The 25,281-nt window shown below is 60.6% G+C and carries 22 protein-coding genes; 13 read left to right on the forward strand and 9 right to left on the reverse strand.

The genetic code is table 11. The features are described from left to right. Positions 1–20: 20 nt before the first annotated feature. On the reverse strand, positions 21–1,091 hold the full coding sequence (locus C8K61_RS24015; protein WP_108098954.1) for a polyamine ABC transporter substrate-binding protein: 1,071 nt from the start codon (positions 1,089–1,091) through the stop codon (positions 21–23). A 248-nt stretch (positions 1,092–1,339) separates the two neighbouring features. Continuing rightward, positions 1,340–2,716, reverse strand: a complete 1,377-nt coding sequence (locus tag C8K61_RS24020; protein WP_108098956.1) for a glutamine synthetase family protein — start codon at positions 2,714–2,716, stop codon at positions 1,340–1,342. Between the two features lie 277 nt (positions 2,717–2,993). Here C8K61_RS24020 and C8K61_RS24025 point away from each other — a divergent pair, with 277 nt between their 5' ends. The 8 genes from C8K61_RS24025 to C8K61_RS24060 all read left to right on the forward strand — a co-directional run bounded on the left by C8K61_RS24025 (position 2,994) and on the right by C8K61_RS24060 (position 12,271). Next, positions 2,994–3,746, forward strand: coding sequence for a gamma-glutamyl-gamma-aminobutyrate hydrolase family protein (locus C8K61_RS24025; protein ID WP_108098958.1), 753 nt, complete (start codon positions 2,994–2,996; stop codon positions 3,744–3,746). A gap of 43 nt (positions 3,747–3,789) precedes the next feature. After that, a complete protein-coding gene (locus tag C8K61_RS24030) occupies positions 3,790–5,148 on the forward strand; it encodes a glutamine synthetase family protein (RefSeq protein ID WP_108098960.1) in 1,359 nt (452 codons plus the stop codon). A gap of 54 nt (positions 5,149–5,202) precedes the next feature. Then, complete coding sequence (locus C8K61_RS24035; protein ID WP_108098962.1) at positions 5,203–6,570, forward strand: aspartate aminotransferase family protein; 1,368 nt, start codon at positions 5,203–5,205, stop codon at positions 6,568–6,570. A gap of 198 nt (positions 6,571–6,768) precedes the next feature. Continuing rightward, on the forward strand, positions 6,769–7,866 hold the full coding sequence (locus tag C8K61_RS24040; protein ID WP_108098964.1) for a polyamine ABC transporter substrate-binding protein: 1,098 nt from the start codon (positions 6,769–6,771) through the stop codon (positions 7,864–7,866). Positions 7,867–8,154: 288 nt separating this feature from the next. Further along, positions 8,155–9,204, forward strand: a complete 1,050-nt coding sequence (locus tag C8K61_RS24045) for a polyamine ABC transporter substrate-binding protein (RefSeq protein ID WP_256589544.1) — start codon at positions 8,155–8,157, stop codon at positions 9,202–9,204. A gap of 123 nt (positions 9,205–9,327) precedes the next feature. After that, a complete protein-coding gene (potA, locus tag C8K61_RS24050) occupies positions 9,328–10,470 on the forward strand; it encodes a polyamine ABC transporter ATP-binding protein (protein WP_108098968.1) in 1,143 nt (380 codons plus the stop codon). Further along, complete coding sequence (locus C8K61_RS24055) at positions 10,467–11,375, forward strand: ABC transporter permease subunit (protein WP_108098970.1); 909 nt, start codon at positions 10,467–10,469, stop codon at positions 11,373–11,375. Before potA ends, C8K61_RS24055 begins: the two co-directional genes overlap by 4 nt. Further along, positions 11,372–12,271, forward strand: a complete 900-nt coding sequence (locus C8K61_RS24060; RefSeq protein WP_108098971.1) for an ABC transporter permease subunit — start codon at positions 11,372–11,374, stop codon at positions 12,269–12,271. Before C8K61_RS24055 ends, C8K61_RS24060 begins: the two co-directional genes overlap by 4 nt. A gap of 274 nt (positions 12,272–12,545) precedes the next feature. Here C8K61_RS24060 and C8K61_RS24065 read toward each other — a convergent pair whose 3' ends face one another. The 3 genes from C8K61_RS24065 to C8K61_RS24075 form a co-directional block, all read right to left on the reverse strand. Continuing rightward, positions 12,546–14,375, reverse strand: a complete 1,830-nt coding sequence (locus C8K61_RS24065) for a hypothetical protein (RefSeq protein ID WP_108098973.1) — start codon at positions 14,373–14,375, stop codon at positions 12,546–12,548. Beyond that, positions 14,359–14,904 carry a hypothetical protein gene (locus C8K61_RS24070; protein WP_108098975.1) on the reverse strand — a complete coding sequence of 182 codons (546 nt, stop codon included), beginning with the start codon at positions 14,902–14,904 and terminating at the stop codon, positions 14,359–14,361. The genes C8K61_RS24065 and C8K61_RS24070 overlap by 17 nt, the downstream gene beginning before the upstream one ends. An 88-nt stretch (positions 14,905–14,992) precedes the next feature. After that, complete coding sequence (locus C8K61_RS24075) at positions 14,993–17,377, reverse strand: penicillin acylase family protein (protein ID WP_108098978.1); 2,385 nt, start codon at positions 17,375–17,377, stop codon at positions 14,993–14,995. Positions 17,378–17,520: 143 nt separating this feature from the next. On the opposite strand from C8K61_RS24075, the gene C8K61_RS24080 reads away from it, so the two are divergent. Continuing rightward, complete coding sequence (locus C8K61_RS24080; protein WP_108098979.1) at positions 17,521–18,555, forward strand: AraC family transcriptional regulator; 1,035 nt, start codon at positions 17,521–17,523, stop codon at positions 18,553–18,555. Here the strand turns inward: C8K61_RS24080 and C8K61_RS24085 are convergent. Both C8K61_RS24085 and C8K61_RS24090 read right to left on the reverse strand, forming a co-directional pair. Beyond that, positions 18,552–20,051, reverse strand: coding sequence for a methyl-accepting chemotaxis protein (locus tag C8K61_RS24085; protein ID WP_108098981.1), 1,500 nt, complete (start codon positions 20,049–20,051; stop codon positions 18,552–18,554). The genes C8K61_RS24080 and C8K61_RS24085 overlap by 4 nt on opposite strands. Before the next feature lie 104 nt (positions 20,052–20,155). Next, a complete protein-coding gene (locus tag C8K61_RS24090; RefSeq protein WP_108098983.1) occupies positions 20,156–20,770 on the reverse strand; it encodes a DUF6436 domain-containing protein in 615 nt (204 codons plus the stop codon). Between the two features lie 85 nt (positions 20,771–20,855). On the opposite strand from C8K61_RS24090, the gene C8K61_RS24095 reads away from it, so the two are divergent. Next, the gene (locus tag C8K61_RS24095) at positions 20,856–21,791 is read left to right on the forward strand and encodes an alpha/beta hydrolase (RefSeq protein ID WP_108098984.1); all 936 of its coding nucleotides are present in this window, start codon (positions 20,856–20,858) and stop codon (positions 21,789–21,791) included. A 72-nt stretch (positions 21,792–21,863) separates the two neighbouring features. Here the strand turns inward: C8K61_RS24095 and C8K61_RS24100 are convergent, their stop codons facing one another. Further along, the gene (locus C8K61_RS24100) at positions 21,864–22,634 is read right to left on the reverse strand and encodes a DUF2059 domain-containing protein (RefSeq protein WP_108098986.1); all 771 of its coding nucleotides are present in this window, start codon (positions 22,632–22,634) and stop codon (positions 21,864–21,866) included. Between the two features lie 87 nt (positions 22,635–22,721). Between C8K61_RS24100 and C8K61_RS24105 the strand changes: the two genes are divergently transcribed. Further along, positions 22,722–23,345, forward strand: coding sequence for a 2OG-Fe(II) oxygenase (locus C8K61_RS24105; protein WP_218277840.1), 624 nt, complete (start codon positions 22,722–22,724; stop codon positions 23,343–23,345). A gap of 109 nt (positions 23,346–23,454) precedes the next feature. Here C8K61_RS24105 and C8K61_RS24110 read toward each other — a convergent pair whose 3' ends face one another. Then, positions 23,455–23,997 (reverse strand): DUF6160 family protein, encoded by a 543-nt coding sequence (locus C8K61_RS24110; RefSeq protein WP_108098988.1) that lies wholly within the window; start codon positions 23,995–23,997, stop codon positions 23,455–23,457. Between the two features lie 229 nt (positions 23,998–24,226). Between C8K61_RS24110 and C8K61_RS24115 the strand changes: the two genes are divergently transcribed. Then, positions 24,227–24,718 (forward strand): DUF523 domain-containing protein, encoded by a 492-nt coding sequence (locus C8K61_RS24115; protein ID WP_108098991.1) that lies wholly within the window; start codon positions 24,227–24,229, stop codon positions 24,716–24,718. Positions 24,719–24,822: 104 nt separating this feature from the next. Further along, positions 24,823–25,269, forward strand: a complete 447-nt coding sequence (locus tag C8K61_RS24120) for a DUF4399 domain-containing protein (protein ID WP_158272539.1) — start codon at positions 24,823–24,825, stop codon at positions 25,267–25,269. Positions 25,270–25,281 lie beyond the last annotated feature (12 nt).

A 25,281-nucleotide genomic window follows, 5' to 3' on the forward strand; every position in this document is an offset into this window, starting at 1 on the left:
TAGCCGCGAGCTGTTGATCTTCAGCTACCGTCGCGGAACGTGCCCCAGACCTGGTCCTTGATCGCCGAGGTCTTCTCCGGCAGCACTTCCAGCGCGGCCAGGCGGCGCTTGGTGGCCTTGTCCGGGTACAGGCCCGGCTGGTCACGCAGGGTGGGGTCGAGGAACTCGCGGGCGTCGGCGTTGCCGCTCGGGTAGAGCGTTTCGCTGGTAATCTGCGCAGCCACTTTCGGCTGCATCAGGAAGTCGATGAAGCGGTGGGCGAGGTCGGCGCGGCGGGCGCTGCTGGGGATCACCAGGTTGTCGATAAACAGCACCGAGCCTTCGTCCGGCACCACGAAGTGCACGTTCTGCCCGGCGGCGCTGGCGCCCAGGGCGTCACCGACCCAGGCCAGCGACATGCACAGCTTGCCGGTTTTCAGGTCGTCGATGTAACGCTCGCTGTCGACGTAGCGCACGTTGTGGCGAATCGCCTGGAGCATGCTGCCGCCCTGCTTGATCTGGGTCGACGGGCTGTGGGCCAGGCTGCGGCCCATGTAGTTCATGGCCACCGACATCACTTCATCCGGGGCGTCCAGCACGCTGATCCCACAGGTGGCCAGCTTGGCGCTTTGCGCCGGGTCGAACAGCAGGCTCCAGCTGTTGGGCAGCGGCCCGCCAAAGGCTTTCTCGGCTTGCGGCACGTTGATCGCCAGGCCCACGGCACCCCACTGGTAAGGAATCGCGTAACGGTTCTGCGGATCGACGGCGTTGAGCTTGCTCAGCAGCTGTTTATCCAGGTGCACGCGGTTGGGCAGGCGGGTCATGTCCAGTGGCTGCAGGCGTCCGGCTTTGATCAGCGCCGGCAGGGTGTCGTGGGAGGGCACTGCCACATCGATGGAGTCTCCGCTGGCCAGGGCTTTTTCCAGCTCTTCAGCGGTGCTGTAGGTGTGGTAGTCGACATGAATGCCGGTTTCTTTTTCGAAATCGGCCAGTACTTGGGGGGCGATGTAGTCGTTCCAGTTGTAGACCACCAGCTCTTCCGCCTGGGCGGTCGATGTGGCAAGCACAATGGATGAGCCAGCAAACAGCAATGCGGCTAAGAAACGGGGCATGTCGACTTTCCTTCGATGTCGGTTCACAGCATGGGCCGCAGCAACGGCTGCAGCGAATGGAGTTATCGCTCAAATCCTTTACAACTGAGCGAGCCGCGACATGTCTGGTGGTCTCGATGCACGTCTGGGCTGGCCATGGCACACAAACAACAACGCAGCGCTTGGTCACAGGGCTGCGGTGCAGGCAAAAAATTCAGGGGTGAAGCAGCAGATAAAACGACGCCGGCATGAGCCGGCGTCGAGTTTACTTACACGGTGTGCAAGTACCAGTTGTACTCGAGGTCCGAAATGGAGTTTTCGAACTCGGCGAGTTCACTCTCTTTACAGGCGACGAAAACGTCGATGTATTTCGGGTCGATATAGCGGGCCATGATCTCGCTGTCGTCCAACTCGCGCAGGGCATCACGCAGGTTGTTGGGCAGGCTCTGCTCATTCTGCTCGTAGGAGTTGCCTTCTACGGGCTTGGGAGGCTCGATCTTGTTGGTCAGACCGTGGTGCACGCCAGCCAGTACGGCCGAGAGCAGCAGGTACGGGTTGGCGTCGGCGCCGGCGACACGGTGTTCGATGCGCACGGCATCGCGGGTGTCGTTCGGTACGCGCAGCGCAACCGTACGGTTATCAATGCCCCAGCTCGGCGAGTTCGGCACGTAGAACTGTGCACCGAAACGACGGTAGGAGTTGACGTTAGGGCAGAGAAACGCCATTGAGGCCGACATAGTTTCCAGCACACCGCCGATGGCGTGGCGCAAGGAGTCGTTCTGTTCCGGTTCATCGGTGGCAAAGATGTTGTTGCCGTCTTTGTCCAGAATCGAAATATGCACGTGCAGACCGTTACCCGCTTGGTTCGGGTACGGCTTGGCCATGAAGGTGGTGTCCATCTCATGGTCGTAGGCGATGTTTTTCACCAGACGCTTGAGCAGCAGGGCGTAGTCGCACGCCTTGATTGGATCGGCCACATGGTGGAGGTTGACTTCGAATTGCGCCGGAGCACTTTCCTTGACGATGGCGTCAGCAGGAATGCCCTGCTCTTTAGCGCCTTCGAGGATGTCTTGCAGGCATTCGGCGTACTCGTCCAGGTCGTCAATCAGATACACCTGGGTGGAGATCGGACGTTTGCCCGACAGCGGCGACAGCGGCGGTTGAGGCCGGCCGTTCACGTTTGCCTGGTCGATCAGATAAAACTCAAGTTCAAACGCGGCGCAAATGGTAAGGCCCAGTTCGTCGAACTTCGCGACCACCTGCCGCAACACTTCCCGCGGGTCAGCGAAGAACGGCTCGCCTTCCAGCTCGTGCATGGTCATCAACAGTTGCGCGGTCGGACGCTTCTGCCAAGGCTCATTACACAGGGTGTTGGGAATGGGGTAGCAGATACGGTCGGCATCGCCGATATCCAGACCCAGGCCAGTGCTTTCCACTGTCGAGCCGTTGATATCGAGAGCGAATAAAGAAGCCGGGAGGTTGATGCCGCGTTCGTAAACCTTGTGCAGGCTCGCACGCTCGATGCGCTTGCCGCGCACCACACCATTCATATCTGCAATAAGAAGGTCGACGAACAGGACCTCAGGATGTTCCTTAAGGAACGCGTTCGCTTCGTTAAGCTGAACGGCACGCGGGGGTACCGACATGATGCAACACCTTTATTGTTAAAAATATCAATCATTAGACTGATGGGGTGTGAGTCAATCTTAATCGCCTCAGCCTGTCAATAGTGCCACATTTTGCCCTGAAACGGGGCGCAGTGGCCATTTTTAGGGCGTTTCAGGGCATCTTAACCCCCTTGGCGCCCTTGTCTGGCGCGGCGCTCAGCGAGCCGTGTTAGATTTTTTACATCGCTATTGTGTAAAAAAATGAACAAGGCTAAGCTCCGGTTCAAACCCATAACAGCAATAAAACGGGTGTCCCATGTCTCGCCTGCCGTTAATCGGCGTTACCGCTTGCACCAAGCAAGTCGGCCTCCACCCGTACCATATAGCGGGTGATAAATACGTTCGGGCAGTGGCCGTCGGCGCAGGTGGCCTGCCATTGATCATTCCCTCGCTGGCCGATCTGCTCGATTTCGATGCCCTGCTGGACAGTCTAGACGGCCTGCTTTTAACCGGCTCGCCATCCAACGTTGAACCTCACCTTTATAACGGCGCGACTAGTTCGCCCGGTACGTTGCATGACCCTGAGCGCGACGCCACCACCTTGCCCCTGATCCGTGCGGCAGTGGCCGCCGGCGTGCCCGTATTTGGCATTTGCCGCGGGTTTCAGGAGCTGAACGTGGCGTTTGGCGGCAGCCTGCACCAAAAGGTTCACGAAACCGGCACCTTCATGGACCACCGCGAGCCGGAGAACGAGCCCGTGGAAGTCCAATATGCACCTAGCCATCCGCTGCACGTGCAGCCGGGTGGCGTTCTCGCCGGCCTCGGCTTGCCGAGCGAGATTCGCGTCAATTCCATTCATGGCCAGGGCGTTGAACGTCTGGCGCCGGGCCTGCGTGTAGAGGCTCTGGCACCTGACGGACTGATCGAGTCGATCTCGGTCGAGGGTGCTGCGAGCTTTGCCCTCGGGGTGCAGTGGCATCCAGAATGGCAAGTACGCTCCAACCCCGAATACCTCGCCATCTTCCAGGCATTTGGAGATGCCTGTCGCAAGCGGGCGAGTCAACGCTGAGCTTAGCTATAGAGCTAGGTTTTCAATCCCCCCTGAGGTCTTTATGAGTCCCAAACTCGACCAACTCACCAGTTGGCTGAAAGAGCGCAAGATCACCGAAGTTGAGTGCTTTATTAGTGATCTGAGCGGCATTTCCCGCGGCAAAATTGCTCCAACCAACAAGTTCATCGATGAGAAGGGCATGCGTCTCCCTGAGAGCGTGCTGCTGCAGACCGTCACCGGTGACTACGTGGAAGACGACATTTATTACGACCTGCTCGACCCGGCTGACATCGATATGATCTGCCGTCCGGACGAAAATGCCGTGTTCCTCGTACCCTGGGCGATCGAGCCAACCGCGCAGGTGATTCACGACACCTACGACAAGCAAGGCAACCCCATCGAGTTGTCGCCGCGCAACATCCTTAAAAAGGTGCTCAAGCTCTACGCCGAAAAGGGCTGGCAGCCTATCGTCGCGCCGGAGATGGAGTTCTACCTGACCAAGCGCAGTGACGACCCGGACTACCCGTTGCAGGCCCCGATCGGCCGCTCCGGCCGAGCCGAGACTGGCCGCCAGTCGTTCTCCATCGACGCTGCCAACGAATTCGATCCGCTGTTCGAAGACGTCTATGACTGGTGCGAGCTGCAGGAGCTGGATCTCGACACCCTGATCCACGAAGACGGCACCGCGCAAATGGAAATCAACTTCCGTCATGGCGACGCCCTGCACCTGGCCGACCAGATCATCATCTTCAAGCGCACCATGCGTGAAGCGGCACTGAAACATAACGTCGCCGCCACCTTCATGGCCAAGCCCATGACCGGCGAGCCTGGCAGCGCGATGCACCTGCACCAGAGCATCATCGACATCGCCACTGGCAAGAGCATCTTCTCCAACGAAGACGGCACCATGAGCCAGCTGTTCCTGCACCACATCGGTGGTCTGCAGAAATACATCCCTGAGCTGTTGCCGCTGTTCGCGCCTAACGTCAACTCGTTCCGCCGCTTCCTGCCCGACACCTCGGCGCCGGTAAACGTGGAGTGGGGCGAAGAAAACCGCACCGTGGGCCTGCGCGTTCCGGACGCTTCGCCGCAAAACCGTCGGGTGGAAAACCGCCTGCCGGGTGCCGACGCCAACCCGTATATCGCCATCGCTGCCAGCCTGCTGTGTGGCTATATCGGTATGGTTGAGCAGCTGAACCCGAGTGCTCAGGTCAAAGGCCGTGGCTACGAGCGTCGCAACCTGCGCCTGCCGCTGACCATCGAAGACGCCCTGGAGCGCATGGAAAACTCCAAGACCGTCGAGAAGTACCTGGGCAACAAGTTTGTCAGCGGTTACATCGCCGTGAAGCGTGCCGAGCACGAGAACTTCAAGCGCGTAATCAGCTCCTGGGAACGTGAGTTCCTGCTGCTCTCGGTTTAATCAGAGACTCACCAGGCCCGGCACCCACCGGGCCTGTTTGAATTGAGGTTTTTAATGACCAGCCCGATGAAAAATCCACAGACTCGCCAGTGGCAAGAGCTGAGTAACAACCATCACCTGGCACCGTTCAGCGACTATAAACAGCTGAAGGAAGTCGGTCCGCGCATCATCACCCGTGCTGACGGCGTGTACCTGTGGGACAGCGAAGGCAACAAGATTCTCGACGCCATGGCCGGTCTCTGGTGCGTGGCCATCGGCTACGGCCGTGACGAGCTGGCTGATGCTGCCGCCAAGCAGATGAAAGAGCTGCCGTTCTACAACACCTTCTTCATGACCGCGCACCCACCGGTGCTCGAACTGGCCAAGACCATCGCCGAGCTGGCGCCGCCACACATGAACCACGTGTTCTTTACCGGTTCGGGTTCCGAAGGTAACGACACCATGCTGCGCATGGTCCGTCATTACTGGCAGGTGAAAGGCAAGCCCGAGAAGAAAGTAGTGATCGGCCGTATCAACGGTTACCACGGCTCCACCGTGGCCGGCGCCGCCCTGGGCGGTATGCAGGGCATGCACGAGCAGGCCGGTACCTTGCCGGACATCGTGCACATCCCACAGCCGTACTGGTTCGGTGAAGGCGGCGACATGAGCCCGGCCGAGTTTGGTATCTGGGCGGCTGATCAGCTGGAAAAGAAAATTCTCGAAGTGGGCGAAGACAAAGTCGCCGCCTTTATCGCAGAGCCGATCCAGGGCGCCGGCGGTGTGATCGTGCCGCCAGACACTTACTGGCCGCGCGTGCGCGAGATCCTCGCCAAGTACGACATTCTGTTCGCCGCTGACGAAGTGATCTGTGGTTTTGGCCGTACCGGCGAGTGGTTCGGCAGTGACTACTACGGCAATACCCCGGACCTGATGACCATCGCCAAGGGCCTGACCTCGGGTTACATCCCCATGGGTGGCCTGATCGTCAGCGACAAAGTAGCGGAAGTGATCAACGAAGGCGGTGATTTCAACCACGGTTTCACCTACTCCGGTCACCCGGTAGCGGCGGCTGTGGCACTGGAAAACCTGCGGATTATTCGCGAGGAAAAAATTCTCGAGAAGGTCCGTGCAGAAACGGCACCGTATTTGCAAAAGCGTTTGCGTGAGCTGGCGGATCACCCTCTGGTGGGTGAAGTGCGCGGTCTTGGCATGCTGGGCGCGATCGAGTTGGTGAAGAACAAAAAGACCCGCGAGCGGTTCGAGGGCAAGGGCGTTGGCATGATCTGCCGCGGCCACTGCTTCAACAACGGTCTGATCATGCGCGCCGTTGGCGACACCATGATCATTGCGCCGCCGCTGGTAATCAGCAAAACAGAAATCGATGAGCTGGTGGAAAAGGCACGTAAATGCCTGGACCTCACCGCCAGTGCAGTACTCGGTTAAGCAGTAGAGGGTTGGTTCGCTGGTGAGGGAAAATTTGCCTCCCAGCGTAGTGAAAAGTTGTAAACCCGCGCTGGTCCTTGCCAGACTGCACGGTGCGTTGGCCAGGCTCACCGAAGGGTGGCCGCCAAGGGGGTGGATGCAACGCCCCCAGAGCAAACGCCACTGTTCGGATAACTACATAAAACAGGAGCTGTACGCATGAAAACATTCGGCAAGTCCTTTCTCGCGTTGTCCTTATTGGGAGTGATGGTCGGCGCGGTCCAGGCCGATGACAAAGTGCTACACGTGTACAACTGGTCCGATTACATCGCACCGGACACCGTTGAGAAGTTCACCAAAGAGACCGGCATCAAAGTGGTCTACGACGTGTACGACAGCAACGAAGTTCTCGAAGCCAAATTGCTGGCCGGCAAGTCGGGTTATGACATCGTGGTTCCGTCCAACTCCTTCCTGGCCAAACAGATCAAAGCCGGCGTTTACCAGCCGCTCGATCGCGCCAAGCTGCCGAACTACAAGAATCTCAATCCTGAGCTGATGAAGACCCTGGAAATCAGCGACCCGGCGAACAAATTCGCCATCCCTTACCTGTGGGGCACCATCGGTATCGGCTACAACGTCGACAAGGTCAAAGCTGTTCTGGGTGAAAACGCGCCAGTGGATTCCTGGGACCTGGTGTTCAAACCAGAAAACATGGCCAAGCTCAAAGAGTGCGGCGTGAGCTTCCTCGATTCGCCAACCGAAATGCTCCCGGCGGCCCTGCACTATCTGGGCTACAAGCCTGATAGCCAGGACCCGAAAGAGTTGGCTGCGGCTGAAGCACTGTTCCTCAAAGTGCGTCCTTCGACTGCCTACTTCCACTCGTCCAAGTACATCTCGGACCTGGCCAACGGCAACATCTGCGTAGCCGTCGGTTACTCGGGTGACATCTACCAGGCCAAGTCGCGCGCTGAAGAAGCGAAGAACAAGGTCAATGTTGGCTACAACATTCCGAAAGAAGGCGCCGGTGCATTCTTCGACACCGTAGCCATTCCGAAGGATGCCGAGAACCCGGAAGGCGCGCACAAGTTCATCGACTTCCTGCTCAAGCCAGAAATCATTGCCGAGATCAGCGACGAAGTGTCCTACCCGAACGGTAACTCCGCTGCCACCCCGTTGGTGAGCGAAGCCATCCGTAAGGACCCAGGCATCTACCCAAGCGAAGACGTAATGAAAAAGCTCTACGCGTTCCCTGACCTTCCGGCCAAGGTTCAGCGTGTAATGACCCGCTCCTGGACCAAGATCAAGTCCGGCAAGTAAGTCAAAGCGACCTGATGACAGCTCCGGCGGCTTTGCCGCTGGGGCCGTCAAGGCTCCAGGTCTGTCAGTGGATGTATTGCTCAGTAGTTGAAGTGCCGAGCTCTAAGCAGTTGGCGTTTGCAGTTTTTTGCGCCCTGGAATTGTTGTTTCACCCCCTGCAGCGCTGCGCACAGGTGGTGAACGCGGTAACCAACAGGCCACCGTTGATGGCCATAGTGATCTAACAAAAATGAGGATGGACATGTGCGAATTCCCTTCCGCAAAACCCTGATAAGCGCCGTCGCCTTGATGGGCTTCAGCGCCCTGGCCCAGGCCGAGCAGACAGTGCATGTCTACAACTGGACCGACTATATCGGTGAAACCACCCTGGCGGACTTCCAGAAAGCCACCGGGATCAAACCGGTCTACGACGTCTTCGACTCCAACGAAACCCTCGAAGGCAAAATGCTTGCTGGCCACACCGGCTACGACGTGGTGGTGCCCTCGAACAACTTCCTGTCCAAGCAGATCAAGGCCGGCGTGTTCCAGAAACTCGACCGCAGCCAACTGCCGAATTTCAGCAACCTGGATCCCAAGCTGCTCAAGCAGCTGGAAAAGAGCGATCCGGGCAATCTGTACGCGGTGCCGTACCTGTGGGGTACCAATGGCATCGGCTACAACGTGGCAAAAATCAAAGCGGTATTGGGCGTCGACCATATCGACTCCTGGGCCATGCTTTTTGAGCCAGAAAACATCAAGAAGCTGACCCAGTGCGGTGTCGCCTTCCTCGACTCGCCGGATGAAATGTTCCCGGCCGTGCTGAACTACATGGGCCTCGACCCCAACAGCACCAACCCCGATGACTACAAAAAGGCCGAAGCCAAACTCCTGGCCGTTCGCCCTTACGTGACCTACTTCCATTCTTCGAAATACATCTCGGACCTGGCCAACGGTGATATCTGCATCGCGGCAGGTTTCTCCGGCGACATCTTCCAAGCCGCTTCGCGCGCCAAGGAAGCAGGCAAAGGGATCGAGATCGCCTATAGCATCCCCAAAGAGGGCGGCAACCTGTGGTTCGACATGCTCGCCATTCCGGCTGATGCGCCGAACGCCAAACAGGCCCACGCCTTTATCAATTACCTGCTGGACCCCAAGGTGATCTCGCCGATCAGCGAATACGTCGGTTACGCCAACCCCAACAGCAAAGCTGATGCGGTGATGGATCAGGAGCTGCGTAACGACCCTGCGGTTTACCCACCGCAAGAGGTCATCGACCGCCTGTACGTGTCCGTGCCGTTGCCACCCAAGCTGCAACGCATCGAGACCCGTTCCTGGACCAAGATCAAGTCCGGCAAGTAACCCGAAAGAGCAGCGTGCACTCAGCGCTCATAAACCCAGTAATCACCTGACCCTGTCGGGTGACGATGAAAAAAGGCCGGCCCGTAGTGGGTTGGCCCTCAAAATAAAGTTGGGAGTTTTGTAATGGCAGTTGCCTCCGGCGCCTACAAGAAAGCCCTCGAGGGCGACCAGAAACCTAAAGAGGTTTTGGTCAAAATCGATCGGGTGACCAAGAAGTTCGACGAGACGATTGCAGTGGACGATGTGTCCCTGACAATCAACAAAGGCGAAATTTTCGCCCTGCTCGGCGGCTCCGGGTCGGGTAAATCCACCTTGCTGCGGATGCTGGCAGGCTTTGAACGCCCAACCGAGGGACGGATCTTCCTCGACGGCCAGGACATCACCGATATGCCGCCCTACGAGCGGCCGATCAACATGATGTTCCAGTCCTATGCACTGTTCCCGCATATGACCGTGGCGCAGAACATCGCCTTCGGCTTGAAGCAGGACCGCATGTCTGCCGCCGAGATCGATGCGCGCGTCAACGAGATGCTCAAGCTGGTGCAGATGACCCAGTACGCCAAGCGCAAGCCGCACCAGCTCTCTGGTGGCCAGCGTCAGCGAGTGGCCCTGGCCCGTTCCCTGGCCAAGAGCCCGAAACTGCTGCTGCTCGACGAGCCGATGGGTGCCCTGGACAAGAAGCTGCGTTCGCAAATGCAGCTCGAGCTGGTGGAAATCATCGAGCGCGTCGGCGTGACCTGCGTCATGGTGACCCACGACCAGGAAGAGGCCATGACCATGGCCGAGCGCATCGCGATCATGCACCTGGGCTGGATCGCCCAGATCGGCAGCCCGATCGACATCTACGAAACCCCTACCAGCCGCATGGTCTGCGAGTTCATCGGCAACGTGAACCTGTTCGACGGCCAAGTGGTTGAAGACATGGAAGGCCACGCCCTGATCGCCAGCCCGGATCTGGAACGCGCCATCTACGTTGGCCACGGCGTGACCACCTCGGTGCAGGACAAACAGATCACCTACGCCATTCGCCCGGAAAAACTGCTGGTCACCACCGACATGCCGACCTGCGAATACAACTGGTCGCGCGGCAAGGTGCATGACATCGCTTACCTGGGTGGTCACTCGGTGTTCTACGTGGAACTGCCAAGCGGCAAGATCGTGCAGTCGTTCGTGGCCAACGCTGAACGTCGCGGCGCGCGCCCAACCTGGGGCGACGAAGTGTACGTGTGGTGGGAAGACGATAGCGGGGTCGCGTTGCGCTCATGAAAAGTCGAAAACCCAAGTGGTATAAGCCCACGGGCCGCCACGCTGTCATTGGCGTGCCGTTCCTGTGGCTCTTCCTGTTCTTCATGCTGCCGTTCTTCATCGTCTTGAAGATCAGCTTCGCTGAAGCCGACGTTGCCATTCCGCCGTATACCGAAATCTTCTCCTACGTGGAGCAGAAGCTGCAGATCCTCCTCAACATCGGCAACTACGTGATGCTCAGCGAGGACGAGCTGTATATCTCGGCCTACCTGGGTTCGTTGAAGATGGCCTTCTTCAGCACCCTGCTGTGCCTGGTGATCGGGTTCCCCATGGCCTATGGCATTGCCCGCGCCAACAAGGACACCCAGACCGTTCTGTTGCTGCTGATCATGATGCCGACCTGGACGGCGATTCTGATCCGCGTGTATGCCTGGATGGGCATCCTCAGCAACAACGGCCTGTTGAATGCCTTCCTGCTGTGGCTGGGGGTGATCAACGAGCCGCTGCAGATTCTCAACACCAACCTCGCGGTGTACATCGGCGTCGTTTACTCGTACCTGCCGTTCATGGTGCTGCCGCTGTTCGCCAACCTGGTGAAACACGACCTGTCGTTGCTGGAAGCGGCCTCGGACCTCGGTTCCACCAACATCAACAGCTTCTGGAAAATCACCGTACCGCTGGCCAAGAACGGCATCATCGCCGGCTGCATGCTGGTGTTCATTCCGGTAGTGGGTGAGTTCGTGATTCCTGAGCTTCTCGGTGGTCCGGAAACCCTGATGATCGGTAAGGTGTTGTGGCAAGAGTTCTTCAACAACCGCGACTGGCCGGTGGCCTCTGCCCTGGCGGTAGTAATGCTGGCGATCCTCATCGTGCCCATCATTCTGTTCAACCGTAGCCAAGCCAAAGAACTGGAGGCCAAAGCATGAAGCGCTTCAGTTTCTCAAACGTGATGTTGGTGCTGGGCCTGTTGTTCATCTACATGCCGATGGTGATTCTGGTCATCTACTCGTTCAACGCCTCCAAACTGGTAACGGTGTGGGGTGGTTGGTCGGTGAAGTGGTATGTGGGCTTGCTGGACAACACCCAACTGATGAACTCGGTGGGTCGCTCGCTGGAAATCGCTTTCTACACCGCGATTTCTGCAGTGATTCTCGGCACCCTGGCAGCGTTCGTGCTGACCCGTATCACCCACTTCAAGGGTCGCACCTTGTTCGGTGGTCTGGTCACCGCGCCGCTGGTAATGCCGGAAGTGATCACCGGTCTGTCGCTGCTGCTGTTGTTCGTGGCACTCACCCAGATCCCGTTCTGGCCGCAAGAGCGTGGCCTGCTGACCATCTGGATCGCCCACACTACTTTCTGCGCCTCCTACGTGGCAGTGGTGGTATCGGCGCGCTTGCGTGAGCTGGACATGTCCATCGAAGAAGCGGCAATGGACCTGGGTGCCAAGCCGTGGAAGGTGTTCATGCTGATCACCATCCCGATGATCGCACCCTCATTGGCAGCGGGCGGCATGATGTCCTTCGCCCTGTCGCTGGACGATCTGGTACTGGCCAGCTTCGTCTCGGGCCCGGGTTCCACCACCTTGCCGATGGAAGTGTTTTCCGCCGTGCGTCTGGGGGTGAAACCGGAGATCAACGCCGTCGCCAGCTTGATTCTGCTGGTGGTGTCGATCTTCACCTTCCTGGTCTGGTTCTTCAGCCGCAAAGCCGAGAAACGCCGTCTGCGTGCCATCCAGCAAGCCATGGATGAAACCACCGGCGCGGCTAACGCCGCTGGCCCGGATAGCCGTCGTGATCCCTCCCAGCAACACGCTCCGGCGTGATGATGGTGGACCAATAAAAGACGCCCTTCGGGGCGTTTTTTATTGGTCTAGCGAGCGGCTGCGCGTCGGCATTGCTGCGTTGAACAGGGCATTTTCAATGCTCATGGGCTACAGCCCTCTGCGCTTGAAAAGTATTTCCTCCCGGGCCGTCTTGGCCTTGCCTCGCTCTAGCTTGATCTCGAAATCTGGGAGGCGGAAATCGCAACGTCAAACGCTCGAGGCTGAAGCCTCTCTTACCTAGGCCGAGTGTTTGTGGGAGCCTTCGAGGGCAGCCCTACGCATCTAGGTTGACCCCCAGCAGACGGAGTAGCTTGAGGGCGTTAGTCTGCATGGATATACCCTCCTTGAGACGATAACTGAACACCATCTTCTCCGGCTGCTGTTCGTCGATGTCTTCTTCGAAGTAGATATTGCGGCACAACGCCTTGAGCTCCGGGTGCGTGGCTAGCGCAATGTTGTGGGTGGTCATCATCCCCATGCCGCCCTGTGCGCAAAGCTCCTTTAGCAGGCCGATGATGGCTAAGTTGCGCTCATGCTCGTTGGTGCCCTTGAGCAGTTCGTCCAGTAGGAAGACTGGCTGCCGCTGGCAATGCTTGACACTCTCAAGCACATGCTGGATCTGGACTACCTCGCTCATGAAATACGACACGCCCTGAACTAGCGAATCACGGGCCCCAATGGCGGAATACAGCTCGCAGGCTGGAAAACGCAGTTGCGCGCAGGCCACTGGAGCCCCTGCCATTGCCAGCTTCAGATTGAGGCCGAGTGTGCGCATGTATGTGGTCTTGCCCGACATATTGGAGCCAGTGATGATGGTCACCTGCCCAGGCTCCAGGATGATGTCGTTGGCCACAGCCTTGTGAGCAGGAAGCAACGGGTGAATGGCTTGCCGAGCCTGCAGTCCCCCACCGTCTATGCGCTCGGGGAAGCGCCAGTGTGGGTTTTCGTAACCCAAGTTGGCCAAGGCACTGAGCGCCTCGAATCTGGACGTAGCATCCAACCAATCTTCTACATGCGCTGCATACCGGTTCTGCCAGCGCTGCAGCTTCAAGGCGACGTGGAAATCCCACAGCAAAACGACTTGCAGCATCATGTAGGGAATCACATTGAAGCGCAGGCGCGAATGGTGCACCACAGCCGATAGTTCTCGCAGTGCGCGCCCAGGCCGCTGCGGCGAATGCAGGAGCGACTTACCGATTTGTTGAAGGACCGGGGTCCGGTACTCGCCATCACCGATTATGTCCACAATTTTCGCCAAGCTCTGCAATGCATCGGACTGCAGGTCGGCACGGTCAAATGTTTGCTGATAACGGCGCATGCGCAGGCCCATGAACCCAAGGTTTAATAGCAATGGAGCAATGACGACCCAGGTGGGCACAAATCTGCCGACGACCAGTAGCAGGCAGACGCAGAGAATCGTTATCAACGACCAGCCTGCCAGCCGCTCCCGATGGTTTACCAAGAGGGCGTCGCCGATGCTCCCGGCCCAATCCCTGAAATGCTCCAGACGATAGCCTCCGGTGTGTTGCTTACTACGCGCATGAGCATAGAGGCGCTGACGCAGTTCCAACTGAGGAGCCAGTTCCTGTACCGCCTGCTGATGGGCGCTGAGCAAAGGCAACGGACTGCCTCGGCTCAACCATTCAGCCAACAAGGAGTCGCCTAGGCTGGTGGACAGGTTGAAGACCAGTTGCCCTAGAGAGCTCGGCCCATACAGATTGAGGTCGCGGTCCTGATTCCCAAAATGGCTGGCGACGTCCTCGGGGCACGGCGCCAGCGCGCCAAAGTCGCGCCGTACACGGGCCAGACTCTCCTCGTTGAGGGTGGCCAGCGTACGGCAGTGCTGCCACTGCTCGCCAAGTCGGTGATGCCACGCCACCAGAGCGCCGAACGCTGCGACACTCAACCCGAGCAGCCACCAGCAGAGTGCCTGGTCCCGGTTCGTCCAGAGGTGGCTGCCCAACGCCAGCACACTCATAGCCACCAGCAAGCGAGCGAACTCCACGCACTGCTGGCGCCGGCGTATGAGTTGCGCATCGTGGGTGCAGGCGTCTATACGGAGCTGCCATGTTGTTTCTACGTGAAGATCAGGCCGGGTGGTCATGCTTGAAGACGTTGCGTTCGCGTGCTTGGATAACCGAAAACCGCCTGGCTATTGCCGGACCGAGCAGTTTATTGATTACCGGATTGTTGAGCTTCAAGCAGAGATCACTGCGTTGAAGTCGCGCACCAAAATTCTGCTTGAGGAAATAGTTGGTGATGCCTAGGTCGATCTGCTGCGTACGCGAGCTGCTGTATTTCTGGATCAGATCAATGTGCGGAACATAATAGGCGTTGACCCCGCTATCTTCCCGGTAGTCGCGGCCGAAGGCGAAAGGGTTGATGATGGATTCGCTTAAACCACTGAAGATGAATGCACGTACTTCGTCATTCGCGTCGCGCAGCACGGAAAAAACCGACTGGCATTGCTTATGAACCTGCTGAAAGAAACTCTTCGGCAATGCCGCAGAGTTTTCCTTAATGGCGAAGTGCGCTTCAGCGAGTCGGTGACCGAAAAAACCGACCGTAACAATGCTGGTTAGCCGCTCAAATAAGACCGACTCCTGTTTTTTGTGGATATGTCCGAAAAACATCTCTGAAATTTCTGGCGGGTCAGGCGATGTGGATTCTTGGGCGCATAAAAAAGCCCCGCATCGGCGGGGCTTTTTTATTCCAGCAACCTTACTTCGCGGGCACCAGCTTCAACGTGCCTTTGGTGTTGGCCGCCACTTCGCTTTCCTCGAAATGCTGCGGCACATAGCCGCCGGAAATGTAGGTCTGTGCCTGGTCGGAGTAGTGCGCGTCAAACGGTACGCCGCTCTGGCCAACCGGGTTGATGCCCAGGCTGTGGGCCGGGTCGGCGAAGTCGATCAGGCGGCGGGTGGACGGGCCGTAGATCACCCCCCACGGCGCTGGGCCAACCGGCGCGCTGAGGTTGTTCGGCACTTCGTGGCCGCCCGGTGCGGCGAATGGGCCGACGTTGAAGATCTTGTCCAACGGCTTCTGCGCCCCAAGCGGATGGCCGTGGGTGAGGGTGTGCAGCTTGCCCCATTTCCAGGATTTCGGGTCGTCACCGGCGGTGCTTTTCAGGTGCGCGATGGTCGCCTGCCAGGCCGCTTTCACGGTGTCGGCACGGGTTTCCTTGGCTGGGGTGCTGCGGTTGTCCCACCACGGCGACTCGGCATCGGCGGCCAACAGCGGCAACGCTACGTCGAAGGAGCGAGTGGCGATCAGGTTGTTGAAGAAGGCATCGCCCAGTTCGTCGCGCAGCGCGCTGTCGGCCAGTTGATAGGTCAGCTGGTTGAAGAGCGAGGCAGCCACCGAGTCCAGCGCGTAGTCGCCTTTCCAGGTGCTCAGCTGTTCCAGCAGGGCCAGATCTTGCGGGTCGGTAACCACGCTGCGCAGAACCGGCAACAGCGGCTTGAGCACGCGGTTGCTGTAGTCGGTGGCGGTATCCAGTTGCAGCGCCTGGCTGTTCTCCAGGTTCCACTTCACGCTGTTGTCGGCCAGGTGCGAGTTGATGCGCGCACCGCGGTCGGCCAGGTTGTAGTAGCCCGGCACTTCCATACCGGTGGGCGATACCGGTTGGAAGTTGGCCGAGACGATATAGCCACGCGCCGGGTTCTCTTCCTGGGGGTTGGCGCTAAACGGGTAGAAACCGTTCTTGTCCGCCTCGTGGGTGCTGCCGTCGAGGATAAAGGTCGGGTTGACGCCTTCAGGGCGAATCGGCAACTGGGCAGCCGCCCACCAGCCGATATCGCCTTTGGCGTTGGCCCACACCAGGTTCAGACCCGGCGATTGAATCTTCGCCCCGGCACTGCGCATTTTCTCGAGGGTGTTGGCGCGGTTCAGGTCATAGAACCCCTGCAGAATCGGGTTCTCGGTTTCCAGGAAGGCCCACCACATGGCGATCGGTGTTTTACCGCCGGCAGCGCCCAAAGCGTCGTTGATGATCGGGCCGTGAGGCGACTGGCGCAGGGTGAGTTTCACCGGCGCGGCGTCTTTGACCGTGATGGTTTCTTCGCGGGTTTGCAGCTCCACCCACTGGCCGTTGGACCAGACCTGGTTGGGGTTGTCCGGGTTGACCTTCTCGGCGACCAGGTCGATGTCGTCGTTCTGGAACATGGTCAGGCTCCAGCCGAAATCCATGTTGTGGCCCAGCGAGGCGAAGGGGTTCAGCGCCTGGTGGTGGCCATACAGCTCAAAGCCTGGCGCCGATAACTGCGCCTCGTACCATACCGCCGGTACGGCGAAACGAATGTGTGGGTCGCCGGCCAGCAGCGGCTTGCCACTCTGGGTGCGGCTGCCGGAAATGGTCCAGGCGTTGCTGCCTTCGAACTGCGGCAGGCCGGCATCTACCAGGGCATCGTGGCTGATGCGGGCAATGGCGTTGAGGTCTTTCCAGTCGCTGCTGGCCAGGGCGGCCTGGCCGATGGCGCCTTGCGGCTTCCAGTTGAGATCGAAAATCTTCAGGTAGTCGGCGCCCAGCTCGTCACGCACATAGGTCAGTACCGGTTCGGTACGGAAAGCGGCAGCGAAGCTGTAGGCCATGTAGCCGGCGACGCTCAGGGTGTCTTCGGCTGTGAAGGGGCGGGGCTTGATGCCCAGGAGGTCGAATTCGAGCGGTTTCGGGTGGGTGTCCTGGAATTGGTTGACGCCATCCAGGTACGCCTCCAGCGCCTTGTAGGCGGGCGACTGGTGATCGAGCTTGGGCACGTGTTCGTCGGCGTGCTCGCGGATGCGCAGGGTGCGGAACAAGCGGTCGGTGTCCACCAGCTTGGCGCCCAGCACTTCAGCCAGTTCGCCACGGGCCAGACGGCGGAGCATTTCCATCTGGAACAGACGGTCCTGGGCATGCACATAACCCAGGGCGCGGTACATGTCCGCTTCGTTCTGCGCTTTGATATGCGGCACGCCGCGCTCGTCGTAACGCACGCTCACCGCGCCATCCAGATGAGCCAGTTGGACCTGGCCATCGCGCATCGGTTGTTTGCTATGGACATACCAGGTGGCGCCAGCGGCAACGGCGGCTACCACCACGGCAAGGGCGGTCAGGGTGCGTTTCATCGAAGGATCCTTATTGTTATGGCGCGGCTCTACGGCTGGGCGCGCGAACTGCATTTTGCGCAGCACCCGTGCGTCGCGGCATTGACCATCGACCTGAATGATGGAAGTCTCCGGTCAATCTATTTGGCTGCTTGGTTGATCCCATGCCCACGAGCAACGCCGTGCTTACCCATTCGCCGACCATGCGACGCCTGCTCTATGAAGGGCTGATGAGCCTCGGATGGGATCCAACCGACACCTACCGCCGTGCCTACCAAGGCGTGCCGCTGGCGCCGCCGTCGGTGGCCGGGCGTGAAGAACACGACAATGCGCCACTGTTCTGGGAAGCCTTGCAGGACCTCACCGGCGACTGCGACGTCGGCCTACACCTGGCTGAAGTGATGAAGCCGCGCCCACTGGACGTCGTGAGTTACCTGCTGCTGGCCAGCCGCGACCTGCGTGAGGCGCTGCAATGCTTCGTGCGCTATCAGCACATTCTTTCCGGCGGCTTCGCGGCGCACCTGGAAGAGCAGGGCGAAAGCGTGCGCCTGGTACTTGACCTCAACTACCGCGGCTTCGGCTCGTTGCGCCAGCAGATCGAGTGCCTGGCACTGCTGCTGATCAAGATGCTCGGCAGCGTCACCGATGAGGCGTTTCAGGTGCAGGGCGTCGATTTCCGTCACCCCGCGCCGCGTCGCCTTAGTGAACACAAGCGCCTGTTTGGCCTCACCCCGCAGTTTGCTCAGGCGCATGACGCCCTGGTGTTTTCCGGCAGCCTGCTCACCCGCCCTTCGCGCAGCGCCAACCCACGGCTGTTTGCCTTGCTCACTCAGCAGGCCGAGCTGGAGTTGCAGGAACTGGGCGAGAACCAGCTACTCAACCGCGTGCGTTATTGGCTGCAAGGCCACCTCGGCCAGGCGGCCTGCACCCTGGTCGGTTGTGCCGACGCCCTGCACCTGAAGGCCGGCGCTTTGCAGCGTGGGCTGGCGCAACACAACAGTAGCTTTCGGGTGTTGCATGAAGAAGTGCGGCGTCTGCACGCCACCCAGTTGTTGGAGGCCGGCCAGCCGATTCGCGAAGTGGCGCGTGCCTGTGGTTTTGCCGAGCTGTCGCCGTTTTACCGTGCCTTTCGCCGCTGGCAGGGCATGACCCCGCAGGCCTACCAACTCAAAGCGCGGGCTTTGGCGGCGCGGGCCTAGTCGCTGACCTGGAAGCGCTGGCTCAGGCGGTTGAGGCGTTCGGCCAACTGGCGCAGGCGTTGGCCACTGCTGTCCAGCGCGCCGGCGTCGTCGACGTTCTGCTCGGCCACCTGCTGCACGCTGTAGAGGTGCTGGCTGACTTCGTTGCTCACCTCCACCTGCATCCGGGTGGCGCTGGCGATGGATTGGTTGAGGTGGGTGATGGCGCCGATATCCTGCGCCACCGCGCTGAGCAGGTCGGCGGCGATCTGGCTGTCGCTGACACACCGCTGCACGCTGTTCTGGCTTTCGTGCATGGCACTGGCGGCGACGCGACTGCTGTGTTGCAGGCGGCCGATGATGTCCTGGATCTCGGTGGTGGACAGCGAGGTTTTCTGCGCCAGGTTGCGCACCTCATCGGCGACCACGGCAAACCCCCTGCCCTGATCGCCAGCCCGCGCCGCTTCGATGGCGGCATTCAGCGCGAGCAGGTTGGTTTGCTCGGCGATGCTGCGAATCACCTCCAGCACCCTGCCGATCTGTTCGGACTGGCTGGCTAGTGACTGCACCTCACGGTCGGTGCCGGTGATGTGCTGGGCCAGCTTGTCGATTTCCTCACGCACGTGGATGACCGATCGGTTGCCCTCGCTGGCCTGCTGATTGGCCGTCTCGGCGGAGTTGGCAGCCTGGTCGGCGTGCGCCGCCACCTCATCGATGGCACTGCTCATCTGTTGCATGGCCTTGCTCATATAGCTGATCTCGGACTCCTGGCGTTGCGCGCCGTCACGCAGCTTGCCAGTGGCCTGGCCCAACTGCTGGCCCATGTCGGTCAGCCCCTGCGTGTCGGCGATCACCGCGCTGACCAGCTCGTCGAGCAGTTCGAGAAAGTGGTTGAAGCGCGCCGCCACATCGCCAGTGGCCGGGCTGCGATAGCGCAGGTCGATGCCGCCTTCGCGTTGGGTCAGGTGCGCGGCAGTGGTCATCAATGCCAGGTTTTCCTGGGCATCCAGATACGTCTGTTGCGCCAGATAGATGAGGATCGCGCTTTCCAGCACCACGTAGAACGCATGCAGAAAAATCCGCGGCCAGGTGCCTTGGGGAATCACCCACACATCCATGCCCTGGCTCTGCATGGCAAAAAAAGCCAGGTGGTGGACGGCTATCACGGTGGCGGCCACCACAATTGGCAGCCAATCGCGGTAATACACCAGGAAGGCCAGCAGCACGAAGATGCCGAAATGCATCTCCAGCAGCCCGTCGCTCTCGTTCACGTGCAGCGCCGACATCACCATGAATGCCGCGCCCATGCAGCACCGCAGCAGGCGCCGGCCGGGAATCAGCAGGTGCATGGTCGTCAGCACCGCCACCGTGAGCCCGCCCACCACCAGCGCCTGGCCCCAGGAGCCGTGCCAGCCGGCAAGCGCCAGGGCGTAGAAAAACATCAGCCACAACACCACGAGCATGATGCGGTCGGCTTTGCGGTAGTGAGCGTCGAGGGTGAAACGCGGGCTGTTCAAAGGGCAGACCTCAGGCAAGGCCCGGCGCATTCAGCGCGCAAAAGCGCCAGCGGCGGGCGGGATGCAATTGGGTCTACTGAGTGTTGTACAGCTTTGCTGAACTGTCAGGGCACCGGCGTTGCCCACTGACAGAAGCAGCCGACGGCCAGGGTGTGGGTAGCATTCACCGCCCGGCCCTGGGTGAGGGCTTCAATAATCGGCTCGATAAAGCTGTTACTCGACGTGCAGGTAGCGCCTTCGCTGTAGGGGCCGAAATAGGCCAGGTTGCCGTTCTTGTCCCAGATGCCAACCGCCGGGCTGGCTGGCAGATGTTCGGCGCCGGGGAATGCCGTCAGCGGCTGCAGGGCGCTGAGGGTGTCGGGTAACTGGCCATGGCTGCCGGGTTTCTGCACCGCATAGAAGGCGACGCCTTGTGGCCCGAAGCGCGCCAGTAGTTCAGCCAGGTGCTGCTGGTTGCCGACGTTGCACGGGCAGGCCGGGTCCCAGAAATGCACCACCCGAATCGGTCCGGGGCCAGCCAACTGCGCCGGCAGTTGCAGCGGGTCGCCGGAAAACAGCGCGGTGGTTTCCGCGAAGGGGCGGATATATCGCGCCTCATACCACCAGAACGCGCTGAGCATGGCGCCGAGCCAGACAACAGCGAGCAAGGTGGCGAAAGTGGTCTTCCGGGAGGGCAGGCGCATGGCAAATCTTTCGATGGCGGGTGCGTAGCTTGCCATGGACGGCCCACCAGCAGAATATTCGCAGCCGTTGTGGCGCAATCTGCATGGCCGCGCCTTTTTTCCAGACATCCATGGATGCCCTATGCCAGAAGCCTTTCAGCCCGATTCCCTGCGCGTTCAGTTGCGACCCTTGGCCGCAGCGCAGGCAGAGCCGCCCGAGGCTCAGGCCTATCGGCAGTTCTTTCGGCTGAATTTCCCCGGCGCCACGAGCCAACTCGGGCGTATGGACGTGGGCGGCTACGAGGTGGTGACCCAACTGTGGTTGCCGCCCGCGCCGAAGGCGACGCTGGTGCTGCAGCACGGCTATTACGACCATATGGGCCTTTACGGCCATGTGATTGCCTGGGCGCTGGACAGGGGCTTTGCGGTGCTCGCGTGCGACCTGCCGGGGCATGGTTTGTCGAGCGGCACGCGCGCTAGCATTGGTGAATTCAGCGAGTATCAGACGGTGTTTCAGGGCTTGTTGAATGAGGCGGTGGGCCTGGATCTGCCCCAGCCATGGCACTTGTGTGGGCAGAGTACGGGCGGGGCGATCATCATCGATTTTCTGCTGAGCAACCCGCAGCGGCCAGAAGTTGGCCAGGTCCTGCTGCTGGCACCTTTGGTGCGGCCACGAGCCTGGGGCTGGTCGAAGCTCAGCTACCGGGTGATGAGGCACTTCGTCACCCAGATTCCCCGACGCTTCAGCCCCAACTCCAACGACGCCGAGTTTCTCGCCTGGATTCAGACCGATCCGCTGCAGCCGCTGAGCTTACCGACGGCGTGGGTCGGCGCGTTGTCGCGTTGGGTGCCACAGATCGAGCAGGCGGCGGCGAGCGAGCGTCGCCTGGTGATCGTTCAGGGCGATGCCGATATGACCGTGGATTGGCGCCACAACCTGGAGGTGTTGCGGGCAAAGTTCAGCGCGGTAGAGGTGTTGATGCTCGACGGCGGGCGGCACCATCTGGCCAACGAGAGCGCGGAGATCCGTGCCCGCCTCTTTGCCTTTCTGACCCAGCAATTTGTTACGGCGAACTGACTAGCCGCGATGCTTTTTGAGATCAAGAGCATCGCGGCTAAGGCCGCTCTTACGGAGTGTGCCCAGCCAGGGTCAGATGCCTGGTTCTGCGTTGGGATTGGCCGCTGGCGCTGATTGTCCCACCGCCAATCCAGCACGCATCGCCGCTAGCGCAGCCTGGTAATAGGCCTTGCCGTCAGCCGATTCGGCGAAGGTGACGAATTCATCCAGCTCCGGGTCCGACAGCCCGCTGTAGACGTACAGCAGGGTGTTATCCACATCTGCGCCAATCTGCTGCATCAGGCGCTGACGCTGGCTGTCCAGCATGCCTTGAGCCTGCCCACCGCCGAGCAGGCCGGGAATCATCTGGCTGAGGCTGTCGGCCGCTACGCCGGCCAGGGCCAGGCTGACTTCGGCACCGGCTTCTTTGGCCGGTAGCGCTTGTGCCAGGTGGCGGATCAACAGGGCGCGGGTGGCTTCGGCCTGAATCCGCGGAATGCCATTGGCGTGCTTGGCCAGTTCTTCCGGGCGGGTGGCGTTGACCTCGGCCTTGACGATCTTGCGCCCCAGTGGCGATTGGAAAAACGCCAGGGCCGGCGCCGGGTTGGCCAGTTGCTCGCGCAAGGTCGCCGCGCCCCGTTGGTCCATACCCTGGGGGGCAAAACGCTGATTGCTGTTGGTCACCAGCGCCTGGTACACGGCGTCCGGCAGGCTGCTGCGGTAGCGTTGCTGGGCGGCCTGCAGGGCGGCATTAAAATGCGCGCGTTGCTGAGGCCAACCGGCCACTTCATACAGCTGACTGTGCTCGTCGGCCAGGCTGGGCAGCGTGCAGAACAACAACACGAGGGCAAAAAGGGCGCGCATAAAGACTCCTGTCGGGCAGGCCGCTATTTTCAGCGGCATCACCTGGGCTTGTCGAGGCGCGTGAGCGGCGCTGATAGAATCGCCGGCATGGCCAATACATCCGAAACGCTACTGCTCGACCACACGTTGCTAACTACCATCGTCGACGACCTGGCCGAAAAGGGCTGGTCGCAGCACGATCGGTTTATTCCACAGGCTCTGACCCACGACCTGGCCGCAGAGTGCCAACAACGTGCCGCCGATGGCCGACTAGCGCCAGCTGCGGTGGGGCGTGGGGCAACGGCGCAGGTGCGTGAAGGGGTGCGCGGCGACAGCATCCAATGGCTGGAGCAGGGTGAGGGGGCGGCCACCGATGCCTACCTGGCGCTGATGGACCAACTGCGCCAGGCATTGAACCAGGCGCTCTATCTGGGCCTGGATGACTTTGAAAGCCACTTCGCGCTGTACCCACCGGGCGCCTTCTACCAGCGCCATGTCGACCGTTTCCGCGACGATGACCGGCGCACGGTGTCGGCGGTGCTGTACCTGAACGACGGCTGGTTGGCGGAGCAGGGCGGGGCGTTGCGCATTTACCCCGGCGAGACGGCGCTCGATGTAGCGCCCATGGGCGGGCGCCTGGTGATTTTCATGTCGGGCGAGATGCCCCATGAAGTGTTGCCGGCCACGCGGGAGCGGCTGTCGCTGACCGGCTGGTTTCGCCGCCGGGCCTAACAAACTCAACTGCTCTGCACCCCTCGCCCGCCAGGCCGGCCGGGAAGGCGAGAGGGGCCGGGGGAGAGGGGCGTGGGGAGAGGGGTTGTTATCCCTTGCGACTAAATCCTTAATGCCCCCAGACCTTCACGCTGCCATGCAGGTCGGTGATATCGCGCACTTCAAGGCTACCCAGGCGGCTCTCACCCACATACATGTCACTGGCCACCCGCAGACGAATACGCTGCGCCGGCAGGCCGCTGGCGATCAGTTGTTCATTGATGGTGGTGAGGTCCGGCAGGGTGAACTGCAGGCGCTGCTTTCCATCGGTCCCGGTGACCACGTCGACCATCAGGGTTGGTTGGTTGACCCCGAAAATCGGCAGCACCAGGCCCAGTTGCGCCGGCCCGAGGGCAAAGCTGCCGCCCGCACCGTTGGGGCAGTCGCCGGGGTTGACGCAGCCGTTGTCGATTTTCAGGTTGCGCAGCGAGACGTTGCCGGTGGTGTCGCTGAAGCGAATTTCATTGATACGCGCCTGCAGGTCGAGGCGGATGCTGATCCCGGCCTGGCCCGCCACCGCGCTGAGCTCGGGGTTGTCCAGGGCCTGCAGGTCGGCCAGGCAGGGCGTGGCGATCAGCAGGGCAAGAGCGGCAGAGGTGATTGTTTTTATCATGGCGGCGCTTCCGGTGCGGGCTGTGCGGGTACCGGCAGTCTGGCGAGCGGGCCAGCTCCGCGCCACTGGCGAACACCGCTTCCCGCCTAAGGATGGGCCTGCCACCCGCAGGCCAATCGGGTTTTGCAGGTTATTGCTGGCCAAGCCAGACCTTCGATAGTGAGGAATCTGGCCGGTGTTACCGGCGGTGACCTGGGTTAGGCTGGCCGGGCGAGGTCTGGAGTGAGTGATGGAAAAGATATTGGTCAGCCGCTGCCTGCTCGGGCATCGGGTGCGTTATGACGGTGGCGCCCACGGCCCGTTCGACCAGCTTGGCTTGTGGCTGGCTGAGGGGCGGGTGGTGGCGCTGTGCCCGGAAGTGGCCGGCGGCTTGCCGACGCCGCGCCCGCCAGCGGAAATTCCCGGGGGGCAGGGCGCGCTGGTGCTTGATGGTCAGGCGCGGGTGCTGACCGAGGCGGGCGATGACGTCAGCGCCGCTTTTCTTGATGGCGCGCAGCAAGCCTTGGCGCTGGTGCAGCACCATGGCATTCGCCTGGCGGTGCTGAAATCGCGCAGCCCGTCCTGCGGTAACCGCGAAACCTACGACGGCAGTTTTGCCGGACGCAAGGTCGCCGGTGAAGGCGTGACCGCCGCCCTGCTGCGCCGCGCCGGCGTGCAGGTGTTCAACGAAGACGAACTGGCCGCTGCGCTTGAAGCCTTGCAGGCTCTGGATTGCAGCTGAACTTGCACGGGCGATAAGCCTGAACCCTCCTACACTCTGATGGTCACTAAATGAGCAGCCCGGCCAAAGGGCGGTTTCTCAAAAGGACCCAGGAGGGCTCTAGCATGAAAACCCAGTTTGCACTGCTGATTGCCATGGCGCTTGGCGTTGGCGCTACGGCCCATGCCGCCACCACGCCCGAGCCGGCGGTGCCGATCGAGGTGACGCAGACCGCGCAGCTGTACTTTCTCGAACCCCTGGATGGCGCCACCGTGGATCGGCCGTTCGCGATCAAGTTCGGCGTGCGCACCGTGACGGTCAGCCCTGGCATGTCGCCGCCGGTGACGGCAGCCACGGACAACCAGATTCACCTGCTGATCGACGCCCCGCCGGTGTCGGCCAATATGCCGGTGCTGCGCAACGACCAGATCCGTTTGCTCACCGACAGCCAGCCGGAAAAATTCATCCTGCCCAGCGGCCCGCACCGTCTGCAGCTGGTGCAAACCGACAAGAACGGCGTGCTGGCCCCGCTGCCGGTGGTATCGCCGGTGATCAATATCATCGTGAAATGATCGACCAGCCGT

This window comes from Pseudomonas sp. GV071 (assembly GCF_003050835.1).
In the GTDB taxonomy this organism is placed as follows: Bacteria; Pseudomonadota; Gammaproteobacteria; order Pseudomonadales; family Pseudomonadaceae; genus Aquipseudomonas.